The sequence below is a fragment of the Pigmentiphaga sp. genome (assembly GCF_019689535.1).
Lineage (GTDB): Bacteria > Pseudomonadota > Gammaproteobacteria > Burkholderiales > Burkholderiaceae_B > Pigmentiphaga.
Genome location: NZ_JADGHH010000094.1, coordinates 1 through 13,253, shown reverse-complemented (window position 1 = coordinate 13,253; position 13,253 = coordinate 1). Strand labels below are relative to the sequence as shown.

10 protein-coding genes are annotated in these 13,253 nt (G+C 65.2%); all 10 read left to right on the top strand.

Features of this window, described 5'->3' with window-relative positions:
• Positions 1 to 715: hypothetical protein (locus tag IRZ12_RS09885; RefSeq protein WP_296467871.1), on the top strand; the 715-nt coding region annotated here is incomplete at its 5' end.
• Between the two features lie 177 nt (positions 716 to 892).
• Entirely contained in the window at positions 893 to 5,680 is a 4,788-nt protein-coding gene (locus IRZ12_RS09880; protein WP_296467869.1) for a glutamate synthase-related protein, read from the top strand.
• Between the two features lie 120 nt (positions 5,681 to 5,800).
• Positions 5,801 to 7,270: a glutamate synthase subunit beta gene (locus IRZ12_RS09875; protein ID WP_296467868.1), complete on the top strand. Its 1,470-nt coding sequence runs from the start codon at positions 5,801 to 5,803 to the stop codon at positions 7,268 to 7,270.
• A 365-nt stretch (positions 7,271 to 7,635) separates the two neighbouring features.
• Positions 7,636 to 8,475, top strand: a complete 840-nt coding sequence (locus IRZ12_RS09870) for an ABC transporter ATP-binding protein (RefSeq protein ID WP_296467866.1) — start codon at positions 7,636 to 7,638, stop codon at positions 8,473 to 8,475.
• Positions 8,475 to 9,260 (top strand): lipid asymmetry maintenance ABC transporter permease subunit MlaE, encoded by a 786-nt coding sequence (gene mlaE / locus IRZ12_RS09865; protein WP_296467875.1) that lies wholly within the window; start codon positions 8,475 to 8,477, stop codon positions 9,258 to 9,260. Before IRZ12_RS09870 ends, mlaE begins: the two co-directional genes overlap by 1 nt.
• A gap of 89 nt (positions 9,261 to 9,349) precedes the next feature.
• Positions 9,350 to 9,844, top strand: coding sequence for an outer membrane lipid asymmetry maintenance protein MlaD (gene mlaD, locus IRZ12_RS09860; protein WP_296467864.1), 495 nt, complete (start codon positions 9,350 to 9,352; stop codon positions 9,842 to 9,844).
• Positions 9,845 to 9,865: 21 nt separating this feature from the next.
• Entirely contained in the window at positions 9,866 to 10,651 is a 786-nt protein-coding gene (locus IRZ12_RS09855; RefSeq protein ID WP_296467862.1) for a VacJ family lipoprotein, read from the top strand.
• A 5-nt stretch (positions 10,652 to 10,656) separates the two neighbouring features.
• A complete protein-coding gene (locus IRZ12_RS09850) occupies positions 10,657 to 11,334 on the top strand; it encodes a phospholipid-binding protein MlaC (RefSeq protein ID WP_296467860.1) in 678 nt (225 codons plus the stop codon).
• 243 nt (positions 11,335 to 11,577) lie between these two features.
• Entirely contained in the window at positions 11,578 to 12,498 is a 921-nt protein-coding gene (locus tag IRZ12_RS09845) for an ABC transporter ATP-binding protein (RefSeq protein ID WP_296467873.1), read from the top strand.
• A 10-nt stretch (positions 12,499 to 12,508) separates the two neighbouring features.
• On the top strand, positions 12,509 to 13,253 hold a 745-nt coding region (locus tag IRZ12_RS09840; protein WP_296467859.1), incomplete at its 3' end, for an ABC transporter permease.

Sequence of the window (13,253 nt, the reverse complement as noted above, 5' to 3'; positions counted from 1 at the left end):
CCGTTTGTATGCCCCTGACCTTCCCCACCTGGCCCAGGCCCGGTTCGCCGTGCCGTTGTCGGCGGGGGGTGAGGGCGGGGCCATGTTGGATCAAGTCATTGCTTGGCTGACCGGCGATGCGCGCCATTACAGCGTGGCACTCCATGGGTGGACGCTCACTTTCGACCAACTTGTGATCCTGGCGACACCTTCGGGGCCGAACGGGATCTCCAGCCTGATCCAGTCGCTTGGGCGCCGGCTGGCGGCGAGGCTCCAGATTGGGCGGGTGTTCGCCGGGCGCTTCCGGTCCACCCTGGTCGAGCCCGGCGCCTGGGTGCTGCCCAGCCTCGTCTGGCTCGAAACCATTCCAGTGCGGCAGGGGCTGGCGGCTGACGCCGAGCTTTGGCGCTGGTCCTCGGCGCCCGCCCACATGGGGGCCGCCCCGGCCGGGGCGTTGCAGGACCATATGGATTATTGGAGGTGCGGCAATACGCCGTTTGATCGCCAGGCCAACTATCGTGCCCTGGTGCTGGAGGGGCTGCCGGGGGCCAAGATGGCCCAGATCGAACAGGCCCTCTACGGCCAATGGGCATTGGGCGGGCTGGCGTTCGTGCAGGGCCTGGCGGGCATCAGTAGCCGTCGGCCGGTCGCCGGCAAGCGCGGTCGGCCCCGCAAGCAGCCCGCGGACCGCGGACGTGGCGCAGATCCGCACGATAGTGGTGCGTCCCCAATTTAATTTTGCTGTTTCGGGCCCCTAAAAATAATTGGGGACGCTCCCCTTTTTATTTTTCTTGCGCAGGGTGGTGCGCCGCAGTATTGTCAGGAACCCGCGGCGTGCCTGCGTGCGCGCGCCGCCATTTCGATGTCCCAGTACCCGGGTTCGTCCTCGGCGAATCCCCCAGCGGAGCGCACCATGCCCCAATCCAGCCAGGAACTCCATTCGGCCCCGGCGCCGCAAACGGCCGTCATCGACGCCTCCCGCATCGGCCTGCCCGCGCCTGGCCAAGCGCCCAAGGCCCAGGGCTTGTACAACCCGGCCAACGAACACGACGCCTGTGGCGTGGGCTTCGTCGCCCACATCAAGGGCAAAAAGAGCCACTCCATCATCCAGCAAGGCCTCAAGATCCTCGAGAACCTGGACCACCGCGGCGCGGTGGGGGCCGATCCGCTGATGGGCGACGGGGCCGGCATCCTGATCCAGATCCCCGACCAGCTCTACCGTGAGGAAATGGCGGCCCAGGGCGTCGAGCTGCCCGCGCCTGGCGAGTATGGCGTCGCCATGGTTTTCCTGCCGCAGGAGATGGGCTCGCGCCTCGCCTGTGAGGCCGAACTGGAGCGCGCCGTGCGCGCCGAAGGGCAGGTCGTGCTGGGCTGGCGCGACGTGCCCATCGACAAAGACATGCCGATGTCGCCCAAGGTCAAGCAGATGGAGCCGGTCATCCGCCAGCTTTTCATCGGCCGCAGTGGCGACGTCATGGTGCCGGACGCCCTGGAGCGCAAGCTGTACGTCATCCGCAAGATGGCTTCGCACGCGATCCAGAAGATGCAGCTCAAGCACGGCAAGGAATATTTCGTCCCGTCCATTTCCACCCGCACGGTGGTCTACAAGGGCCTGCTGCTGGCCGACCAGGTCGGCCGCTACTATCGCGACCTGGCAGACCCCCGCGCCGTGACGGCGCTGGCGCTGGTGCACCAGCGCTTCTCCACCAACACCTTCCCGGCCTGGCCGCTGGCCCATCCGTACCGCCTCATCGCCCACAACGGCGAGATCAACACGGTCAAGGGCAACTTCAACTGGCTGCGCGCGCGCGAAGGCGTGATGCAGTCGCCGGTGCTGGGCGAGGATCTCAAGAAGCTGTACCCCATCGTCTACGAAGGGCAGTCCGATACGGCCACCTTCGACAACTGCCTCGAGCTGCTGGTCATGGCGGGCTACCCCATCGCGCACGCGATGATGATGATGATCCCCGAGGCGTGGGAGCAGCACGCCGAGATGGACGAAGCCCGCCGCGCCTTCTATGAATATCACGCCGCCATGATGGAGCCGTGGGACGGCCCGGCGGCCATCGCCTTCACCGACGGCCGCCAGATTGGCGCCACGCTCGACCGCAACGGCCTGCGGCCGGCACGCTACATCGTCACTGACGACGATCTCGTCATCATGGCGTCGGAATCCGGCGTACTGCCCGTTCCCCAGAGCAAGATCGTCAAGAAATGGCGCCTGCAGCCGGGCAAGATGTTCCTCATCGACCTGGAACTGGGCCGCATCATCGACGACAAGGAGCTCAAGGATCAGCTCGCCAACAGCAAGCCTTACCGCCAGTGGATCGAGCGCATCCGCATCAAGCTCGATACGCTGCCCGAGCCGGCGAAGGAAGAAATCGAGGAAAGCCGTTCCCCAGTGCCCATGCTGGACCGCCAGCAGGCCTTTGGCTGGACGCAGGAAGACTATAAGTTCATCCTTCGGCCCATGGCCACGCTTGGCGAGGAGGCCACGGGCTCCATGGGCAACGACGCGCCGCTGGCCGTGTTGTCCAACAAGAACAAGAGCCTGTACAACTACTTCCGGCAGCTCTTCGCCCAGGTGACCAACCCGCCGATCGACCCGATCCGCGAGAATCTGGTCATGTCCCTGGTGTCGTTCATCGGGCCCAAACCCAACCTGCTGGACATCAACAACGTCAACCCGCCGCTGCGGCTGGAAGTCGCGCAGCCCGTGCTCGACTTCGCCGACATGGCGCAAATCCGCCGCATCGAGCGGGTCACTAACGGCAAGTTCAAGAGCTTCGAGCTCGACATCACCTACCCGGTCGCCTGGGGCAAGGAAGGCGTGCAGGCGCGCATCGCCGCGCTCTGCGCCCAGGCGGTCGACGCCGTCAAGAGCGGCTACAACATCCTGATCGTGTCCGACCGCCAGGTCGACGCCACGCGCGTGCCCATCCCGGCCCTGCTTGCGACCTCTGCCGTGCACCAGCACCTGATCCGCGCCGGCCTGCGCACGAGCACCGGCTTGGTCGTGGAGACCGGTTCGGCGCGCGAAGTGCACCACTTCGCCCTGCTGGGCGGCTACGGCGCCGAGGCCGTGCATCCGTACCTAGCGATGGAAGCCCTGGTCAAGGAGCATGAGCACGACCAGAAGGTGCCGCCCGAAAAGGCCATCGCCAATTACGTGAAGGCCATCGGCAAGGGCTTGCAGAAGGTCATGTCCAAGATGGGCATCTCGACCTACATGTCTTACACCGGTGCCCAGATCTTCGAGGCGGTCGGCCTGAACCGCGCGCTGGTGGACCAGTACTTCCCTGGCACGGCCAGCAACATCGAAGGCATCGGCATTTTCGAGGTTGCCGAGGAGGCCCTGCGCATGCACAAGGCGGCCTTCGGCAACGACCCGTTGCTCGAGAATGCGCTGGACGAAGGCGGCGAATACGCCTTCCGCATCCGCGGCGAAGAGCACATGTGGACGCCGGACGCCATCGCCAAGCTGCAGCATTCCACCCGGTCGGACAGCTACCGCACCTATAAGGAATATGCGCAGATCATCAACGACCAGAGCAAGCGCCACATGACCCTGCGCGGCCTGTTCGAATTCAAGTTCGATCCAGCCAACGCCATTCCGCTGGATGAAGTCGAGCCAGCCAAGGAGATCGTCAAGCGCTTTGCGACCGGCGCCATGTCGCTGGGCTCGATCTCCACGGAGGCGCATTCCGTGCTGGCCATCGCCATGAACCGCATCGGCGGCAAGTCCAATACCGGCGAAGGGGGCGAGGACGAGCTGCGCTACCGGGCCGAGCTCAAGCACGGCAAGTCTGGCATCAAGGACGGCGACACGCTGGCGTCCGTGTTGGGTGCGGAGCGCGTGGTGGCCGACGTACCGCTGAAGAGTGGCGACTCGCTGCGCTCGCGCATCAAGCAGGTCGCTTCCGGCCGTTTCGGCGTTTCCTCCGAATACCTGGCCAGCGCGGACCAAATCCAGATCAAGATGGCGCAGGGTGCCAAGCCGGGCGAAGGCGGGCAGTTGCCGGGCCATAAAGTGTCCGAGTACATCGCCAAGCTGCGCTTCTCGGTGCCGGGCGTGGGCCTGATCTCGCCCCCGCCGCACCACGATATCTACTCCATCGAGGACCTGGCCCAGCTCATCCACGACCTGAAGAACGTCAATCCCCAGGCGTCGATCTCGGTCAAGCTGGTGTCCGAAGTGGGCGTCGGCACGGTGGCCGCAGGCGTGGCCAAGGCCAAGGCCGACCACGTGGTGATCGCCGGCCACGACGGCGGCACCGGCGCTTCGCCCGTGTCGTCCATCAAGCACGCCGGCACGCCCTGGGAGTTGGGCCTGGCGGAAACCCAGCAAACGCTTGTGCTCAATCACCTGCGCGGCCGCATCCGCGTCCAGGCCGATGGCCAGATGAAGACCGGCCGCGACGTGGTGATCGCCGCGTTGCTGGGGGCCGACGAGTTCGGCTTCGCGACCGCCCCGCTGGTTGTGGAAGGCTGCATCATGATGCGCAAGTGTCACCTGAACACTTGTCCGGTCGGCGTGGCCACGCAGGATCCGGTGTTGCGGGCCAAGTTCCAGGGCAAGCCCGAGCACGTGGTGAACTATTTCTTCTTCGTTGCCGAGGAAGTGCGCGAGCTGATGGCCCAGTTGGGCATCCGCAAGTTCGACGACCTCATCGGCCGCTCCGACCTGCTCGACACGCGCGCCGGCATCGATCACTGGAAGGCCCGTGGCCTGGATTTCAGCCGCGTGTTCTACCAGCCCGCGGTACCGGCCGAAGTGGCGCGCCGCCACTCGGAAGAGCAGGACCACGGCTTGGCCAAGGCGCTCGACCATCAGCTGATCGAACGCGCCAAGCCTGCCTTGGAGCGCGGCGAGAAAGTCTCGTTCATCACCACGGTGCGCAACGTCAACCGCACCATCGGCGCGATGCTGTCGGGCGTGGTCGCCCGCAAGTACGGCTACGAAGGCCTGCCCGACGACACCATCCACATCCAGTGCAACGGCACGGCCGGCCAGAGCTTCGGCGCGTTCCTGGCACACGGCATTACCCTGGACCTGGTGGGCGACGGTAACGACTACGTGGGCAAGGGCTTGTCCGGCGGGCGCATCATCGTCCGCTCGCCCAACGACTTCCGCGGCCACGGGCCCGAGCACATCATCGTGGGCAACACGGTCTTGTACGGCGCCCTCTCGGGCGAGGCCTACTTCAACGGCGTTGCCGGCGAGCGGTTTGCGGTACGTAATTCCGGCGCCGCGGCCGTGGTGGAAGGCGTGGGCGACCACGGTTGCGAATACATGACGGGCGGTACCGTCGTGGTGCTGGGCGAAACCGGTCGCAACTTTGCCGCCGGCATGTCGGGAGGCGTGGCTTACGTATACGACCCGGACGGCACGTTCCGGCAGCGCGCCAACCTGGCGATGGTCGAGCTGGAGGCCGTGCTGCCTTCGGCCCAGCAGGAGCGCGATGGCTCGCCGCGCCTGTGGCACAGCATGACCCGCGGCGGAGAGCGCGAGACCGACGAGGTCATCCTGCGCCGCCTGGTAGAGAACCACTTCCGCTATACCGGGAGCTTCCGCGCCCGCGACATCATGGACAGTTGGGAGACCTCCCGCTCCAAGTTCGTCAAGGTCATGCCGGTCGAGTATCGGCGCGCGCTGGGCGAACTGTGGGACGCCCAGAATCCGGCGAAGCTGGCTGCGTAGGGGCTGCGCGCGGCGCGCCGTGCCTGGCGCGCCGGCCGCGACGGGCCAACAGTAACGAATTGGACGCCGGGGCACGGCACGCAAGCCCCCGGCATCAAACAGGATTGTCAGGAAAGAGTCATGGGTAAGGTCACCGGATTTCTGGAATACCAGCGCCTGCAGGAAGCCGCCGAAGCGCCGGAGGTGCGGGTCAAGCACTGGAAAGAGTTCGTCATTCGGCTGAATGACGAAGAGGCGAAGCAGCAGGGCGCGCGCTGCATGGATTGCGGTATTCCGTTCTGCACCAACGGCTGTCCGGTCAACAACATCATTCCCGACTGGAATGACCTGGTGTATCGCCAGCACTGGAAGCAGGCGCTGGACGTATTGCACTCGACCAATAATTTTCCGGAGTTCACCGGCCGCATCTGCCCCGCGCCTTGCGAAGCCGCGTGCACGCTCAACATCAACAACGATCCCGTCGGCATCAAGTCGATCGAGCACGCCATCATCGATCACGGCTGGGAACAAGGCTGGGTCACGCCGCGGCCTCCCAAGGCCAAGACCGGCAAGAAGGTCGCCGTGGTCGGGTCGGGCCCGGCGGGCCTGGCCTGCGCCCAGCAGCTGGCGCGCGCCGGCCACGACGTAACGGTGTTCGAGAAGAACGACCGCATCGGCGGCCTGCTGCGCTACGGCATCCCGGACTTCAAGCTCGAAAAGTGGCAGATCGACCGCCGCATGGCGCAAATGGAGCAGGAAGGGGTGGTGTTCCGTCCCTCCACTTTCATCGGCCGCCCGGAAGATGCCAAGGCGCTCGGCATTTCGGCCACCGTCAAGTCGCCGGACGAGCTCAAGGCTGAGTTCGACGCCATCGTAATCGCGGGTGGCGCGGAAACGCCCCGCGACCTCAAGGTGCCGGGACGCGAATTGCAAGGCGTCCATTTCGCGATGGACTTCCTGCGGCAACAGAACAAGGTCGTGGCGGGCGACAAGATCAAGGACCAGATTCTTGCGACCGGCAAGCACGTGGTCGTGATCGGCGGCGGCGATACGGGCTCGGACTGCGTCGGCACCAGCAACCGCCACGGCGCGGCCTCGGTGACCCAGTTCGAGCTGATGCCCCAGCCGCCCGCCTCGGAAAACAAGGCCCTGACCTGGCCCTATTGGCCGCTCAAGCTGCGCACCTCGTCGTCCCACGAGGAGGGCGTCAAGCGCGACTGGGCGGTGTCCACCAAGGCGTTCAAGGGCAAGAATGGCAAGGTGACTTCGCTGGTGGCGTGCCGCGTCGAGTGGAAGCGGGGCGACAACGGGCAGATGAAAATGGTCGAGGTAGAGGGCTCCGAGTTCGAAATCCCGGCCGACCTGGTGCTGTTTGCCATGGGGTTTGTCTCGCCCGTGCAGCAGGTCCTGGATGCGTTCGGCGTCGAGCGCGATGCGCGCGGCAACGCCCGTGCCAACACGGATGACTACCGGACCAACGTGGATAAGGTCTTTGCCGCGGGCGACATGCGGCGTGGCCAGTCGCTGGTCGTGTGGGCCATCCGCGAAGGCCGCCAGTGCGCCGCCGCGGTGGACGGTTACTTGATGGGCGCGACCGAGCTGCCGCGCTGACCGCTGCACGCGCGCCCGGGCCGCCCCAGCGGCGACCGGGTGCGCGATTCTTCCTCCGGCGGAAATTCCCTTTGCCGCCTCCTCCAAGAGTATGATTTGCACAGCCCCCCGGGGTTTGTTGTAAAAACGTAACTCCGGCGCGGCGCTGCGGCCATGGCGTCGTCTCGCCGCAGCGCTTTCCTCATGGGCGGCCGAATAAGGATGAGCTGGCGACCGGCGGCTTTCATGCGTCGGGAAAGTCCCCCCGTCATTTAAGGGTAAGCCCGGTGGCGCCGCATGCTGCTGTTAGAATCGGCGGCAGATATCCCGCGAATTCGTTGAAAGTTTCGTCGAGCTCCGCCCATCTTTCCGACTCCTCCGTTTACATGCCCGATTCGGCACCACCTATTTCCCCTTCCGATGTCGCGTTGGCCTTCGACCGCTTGACCGTCGGCTATGGCGATCGCACGATCCTGCAAGACATCAACATGCAGGTCAGGCGGGGCCAGGTGGTTGCCATCATGGGAGGCTCCGGCTCGGGCAAGACCACCTTGCTGCGTGCCGCGACGGGCCAGCTCGCGGCCAAGGCCGGGCGGGTGGTCGCCTTGGGCGAAGATATCTCCCGCCTGTCTGGCGACCGCCTCTTTGCGCTGCGCAAGCGCATGGGGGTGTTGTTCCAGCAGGGAGCGCTGTTCACCGACCTGGACGTCTACGAAAACGTCGCATTTCCGCTGCGCGAGCACACGGCCATGAGCGAGGCCGAAATCCTCGAGCGGGTATTGTCAAAGCTGGACGCGGTCGGGCTCAAGGCCGCCGCTTTCCTGCGCACGTCCGAGATCTCGGGCGGCATGGCACGGCGCGTCGCCCTGGCCCGCGCCGTGGTCTTGGAGCCCGAGCTCATTCTTTATGACGAGCCGTTTGCCGGCCTGGACCCCATCTCGATGGGCGTGACCGCGCAGCTGATACGGACCATGACGGATCAACTGGGCTGCGCCTCGGTGCTGATCACGCACGATGTGCAGGAGTCTTTCCGTATCGTGGACCAAGTCTATTTGTTGGGGCGCGGCTCCATCGTGGCGAGCGGGACGCCGGACGAGCTGTCCGCCTCGCAGGATCCCTTCGTGCATCAATTCCTCCACGGCGAGCCGGACGGTCCGGTGACCTTCCAATATCCCGAGACGCCCGCCTACCGGTCGTGGCTCGAGCGGCAGAGGAGGGCCCGGTGATGGCGCTCACGCGGTTTCTGATAGCGCTTGGCGCCGGCACGCGAAGCACGATAACGGGGCTCGGCACGTTCGCCCGCTTTTTCGCGCAGCTGCTCCTCAAGAGCGGCACGGCGTTGCGGCGTCCGCGCCTGGTCGTGCAGCAGATCCATTTCATCGGCAACTATTCATTGGTCATCATTGCCGTATCCGGGCTGTTCGTCGGCTTCGTGCTTGGGCTACAGGGGTATTACACCCTCAACCGCTACGGCTCGGAGCAGGCGCTGGGGCTGCTCGTCGCGCTCAGCCTGGTCCGCGAACTGGGTCCGGTGGTGACGGCGCTGCTTTTCGCCGGGCGGGCCGGCACCTCGCTCACGGCGGAAATCGGGTTGATGAAGGCCGGCGAGCAGCTGGCGGCCATGGAGGTCATGGCCGTCGATCCGGTCCGGCGCGTCTTGGTGCCGCGCTTCTGGGGCGGGGTCATCGCCATGCCCTTGCTGGCGGCCGTGTTCTCGGCCGTGGGCATATTGGGCGGCTGGGGCGTGGGCGTCCAGCTGATCGGGGTGGATGAAGGCGCCTTTTGGGCGCAGATGCAGAATGGCGTCGACGTTTGGCAGGACGTGGGCAACGGCGTGATCAAGAGCCTGGTCTTCGGCGTCGCGGTGACTTTGATCGCGCTCTACCAGGGCTACCAGGCGACGCCCACCCCGGAAGGCGTATCGCGGGCCACGACGCGTACGGTGGTGGCGGGCTCCCTGGCGGTGCTGGGCCTGGACTTCCTGCTCACCGCCTCGATGTTCGGCGGCTGATGAAATGACGCGGCGCCCGCGGCCGGGCGCCGATGGACAACTGGCAAGGGACGACGCGCCGTGGGGGCGCGGTCCGGAGGAAATACGCAATGTCGCGAGAGAAAGTCGATCTCTGGGTGGGAATTTTCGTGCTCATCGGCGCGCTCGCCCTGGTGTTCCTGGCATTGAAGGCGGGCAACCTGCTCAATGTGCTGGCAGTCGGCAACACCTATACGGTGACGGCCAATTTCGACAACATCGGCGGCCTGAAGCCGCGCGCTCCCGTCAAGAGCGCGGGCGTCGTCGTGGGCCGCGTCTCGAGCATTACGTTCGATGACAAGATGTACCAGGGGGTGGTGACCATGGAACTGGATTCCCGCTATCAGTTTCCGGTCGATTCTTCCGCCAAGATCCTGACCTCGGGCTTGCTCGGCGAACAGTACATCGGCATAGAACCCGGCGGGGACGAGAAGAATTTCGTCGCCGGCGACAAGATCCGATACACCCAGAGCGCGGTCGTGCTGGAGAATCTGATCAGCCAGTTCCTCTATAGCAAGGCGGCCGAAGGGGGCAGTTCTTCGCAGGCCGGCGACGCCGCGAAATGATTACAGGGTAGGCGAACGAACATGAACAAGAATATTTTGGCGCTGGTCTTGGCGGCGGGCCTGACCGCCTGCGCGTCCGTGCCCGAGGGGGCGCCTCCCGATCCGCGGGATCCGCTCGAAGGCTTCAACCGCAGCGTGTACAAGTTCAACGACACGGTCGATCGCGCCGTGCTCAAGCCCGTGGCACAGGGCTACGTGAACGTCGTGCCGTCTCCCGTCCGCAGCTGCGTGCGCAACATCTTCGCCAACGTGGGCGACGTCATGTCCGCGCTCAACAGCTTCCTGCAGAACCGGGCGCACGACGGCATCAACACGACTTTCCGCGTATTGTTCAACACCACGATGGGCGTGTTCGGCTGCTTCGATCTCGCCACCGAGAACGGCCTGCCGCGCAACCGGGCCGACTTCGGCCAGACGCTGGGGGTATGGGGCGTGGGCTCGGGCCCCTATCTGGTGCTGCCGTTCCTGGGGCCAAGCACCATCCGCGACGCGGGCGGTACCGCCGTCGATTTCCTGGCGGACCCGGTGGCCGTGCGGAACATCGACAACGTTCCGGTGCGCAATTCGGTCTATGGGCTGCGCATCGTCAATGCGCGCGCCAACCTGCTGGAGGTGGGCAACCTGCTCGACCAGGTTGCGCTCGACCCGTATGCTTTCACCCGCGATGCCTACTTGCAGCGGCGGGCGAGCCTGATCCGGGGCGCGCGTTCGGAAGACGCCGAGCTGCCGGATTACTCGCTGCCTGATTACGAAGATGACGACGAGCCTGCCGATGCCGCTTCGGCGTCCGGCAAGCCGAAACAATAAGAGAGATGAGGCTCCCCATGGTTTGTTTGGATAAACAAGTGATCGCGCTGAGTACGTTCCGCCGCGGGTTCGGGTGGCTGGCCGCGTCGTTGCTGGCGTTGGCAATGGCTTGCGCGGGTGCCGCCCATGCCCAGGCGCCGGGTTCGCCGGAAGCGCTGGTCAAGAAAGTGACCGACGACGTCTTGAACGCCATCAAATCCGATCCCGCCGTGCAGTCGGGCAATCCGCGGCGCCTGCTGCAGCTGGTGGACGAGAAAATCCTGCCGTACGTCAATTTCGAGAAAACCACCCGGCTGGCAGCGGGGCGCTATTGGCGCCAGGCCACCCCGGAGCAGCAGCAAGCCTTGGTGAAGGAGTTTCGCACCACGTTGGTCCGCACCTATAGCGGCGCCGTGTCTGCCGTCAAGCAGCAGACCGCGGTGGAGTTGCTGCCCTCGCGCTATCCGGCCGATGCGACCGACGTGGTCGTAAGAACGGTCATCAAGCAGCCCTCCGGCGATCCCGTGCCCGTGGATTATCGGATGGAGAAAGACGGCCAAGGCTGGAAGATCTACGACGTCAACGTGCTCGGCGTCTGGCTGATCGAGAACTATCGCAACCAGTTCTCGCAGCAGATCAGCCAGGGCGGCATCGACGGCCTGATCAAGTCCCTCGCGGAACGCAATCGCCAGTTCGAGAACTAGGGCCGGGCGCCGCCCGGGGGCAGGAGACGGCGCGGCGCAGGACACCCCCCACCGTTGCCTTATAATGACGGATTGCCCGGCATTTGCCGGGATTGTGCTTTTTGAGGCACCCGTGCGCGCCAGTGCCCGCCGCCGGTGCGGCTTGTGGGCACGCTAGCGTTTTTCACTCGAGTCATGTCTCCCGCCGTCCGTATCGAACACGTTTCCAAGATTTATCCCAAGCAAACGAGCTTGTGGCGGCGCATGGGCGCGGACGCGCCCGTCGAAGGGTTCCAGGCACTCAACGATGTCAATCTCGAGATCCAGCCGGGCGAGTTCTTCGGCCTGCTTGGGCCCAACGGAGCCGGCAAGACTTCGCTGATCGCAATCCTGGCGGGGCTGTCCCGGCCCACGACCGGCCGGGTGTCTGTCTGCGGGTACGACGTCCAGGCCCAGTTCCGGGCCGCGCGCCGCGCGCTGGGCGTCGTGCCGCAGGAGTTGGTGTTCGACCCGTTTTTCACGGTGCGGGAGACGCTGCGCATCCAGTCGGGCTATTTCGGCCTGCGCAAGAATGACGACTGGATCGATGAGATCCTCGAGAACCTGGGGCTGACGTCGAAGGCCGACGAAAACATGCGTGCGCTGTCCGGCGGCATGAAGCGCCGGGTGCTCGTGGCCCAGGCGCTGGTGCACCGGCCGCCGGTGATTGTGCTGGACGAGCCGACCGCGGGCGTGGACGTCGACCTGCGCCGCACGCTTTGGCAGTTCATCTCGCGCTTGAACCAGATGGGCCATACCATTCTGCTGACCACGCACTACCTGGAAGAGGCGGAGGAGCTCTGCGGCCGCATCGCCATGCTGAAGGCGGGGCGGATCGTGGCGCTCGATACGACCCGGGCGCTGCTCGCCAAGGTAGGCGGTTCGCGCCTGGTGCTGCACATGGGCGCGTCCGGCTGGCCGCAAGGCAAGAGTCGGGTGCTGGATGAACGGCTGGTCGATTACCAGCAACGCCGGGCGGTGCTCCGCCTGGAAAACAGTACTGAATTGGAATCGCTGCTGGCGCAGGTGCGCACGGCCGGCGGCGTCATCGAAGGAATCGAAGTGCTGCCTGCCGATCTCGAAGACGCGTTCCTGAACATCATGCACGGCGCTTCGGCAACGACGGCATTGGAGAAGGCGGCGTGAGGGCAATGCAATGAGCGCGGTCCATCCTACCGAGCGTCCAACTCCGTCCGACGAGGCCGCCAAGCCGGCCGGCTTCATCGGCCTGCAGCCGAACCTGAACGCGGGTTCCGGCTTTTGGACGCTGTTTTGCAAGGAAATGCTGCGGTTCTGGAAGGTCGCTTTCCAGACCATCGCCGCGCCGGTGGTGACGGCGCTGCTGTACCTGCTGATCTTCGTGCACGTGCTGGAAGGGCGCGTGACGGTCTACGACTCGGTCTCGTACACGGTGTTCCTGATCCCCGGGCTCATGATGATGAGCATGCTCCAGAACGCCTTTGCGAACTCCTCGTCGTCGCTGATGCAAAGCCGCGTCACCGGCAACCTGGTGTTCGTGCTGCTGCCGCCGCTGACCCACTGGGAGTTTTTCTGGGCCTATGTGCTGGCCGCGATCGCGCGCGCCATCTGTGTCGGGCTGGGGATTTTCGCCGTGTCGCTGTTCTTCGCCGAGCCGCGCCTGGCCGAACCTTGGTGGATCTTGGTGTTCGGCGTGCTCGGCAGCGGCATCATGGGCGTGCTCGGCGTGATCGCCGGCATCTGGGCCGAGAAGTTCGACCAGATGGCGGCGTTCCAGAACTTCCTGATCATGCCCGCCACCTTTTTGTCGGGGGTATTCTATTCGGTGCATTCGCTGCCGCCGTTCTGGCAGGCCGTGTCGCACTGGAACCCGATCTTCTACACCATAGACGCAGTCTCTTATACACATCACCGAGCCCACG

What these genes read in the sequence shown, in the direction of transcription:
- IRZ12_RS09855 (WP_296467862.1), top strand. Translation starts at nt 9,866, where the DNA reads ATGAACAAGAATATTTTGGCGCTGGTCTTGGCGGCGGGCCTGACCGCC.
- mlaD (WP_296467864.1), top strand. Translation starts at nt 9,350, where the DNA reads ATGTCGCGAGAGAAAGTCGATCTCTGGGTGGGAATTTTCGTGCTCATC.
- IRZ12_RS09880 (WP_296467869.1), top strand. Translation starts at nt 893, where the DNA reads ATGCCCCAATCCAGCCAGGAACTCCATTCGGCCCCGGCGCCGCAAACG.
- mlaE (WP_296467875.1), top strand. Translation starts at nt 8,475, where the DNA reads ATGGCGCTCACGCGGTTTCTGATAGCGCTTGGCGCCGGCACGCGAAGC.
- IRZ12_RS09850 (WP_296467860.1), top strand. Translation starts at nt 10,657, where the DNA reads ATGAGGCTCCCCATGGTTTGTTTGGATAAACAAGTGATCGCGCTGAGT.
- IRZ12_RS09845 (WP_296467873.1), top strand. Translation starts at nt 11,578, where the DNA reads ATGGGCGCGGACGCGCCCGTCGAAGGGTTCCAGGCACTCAACGATGTC.
- IRZ12_RS09870 (WP_296467866.1), top strand. Translation starts at nt 7,636, where the DNA reads ATGCCCGATTCGGCACCACCTATTTCCCCTTCCGATGTCGCGTTGGCC.
- IRZ12_RS09875 (WP_296467868.1), top strand. Translation starts at nt 5,801, where the DNA reads ATGGGTAAGGTCACCGGATTTCTGGAATACCAGCGCCTGCAGGAAGCC.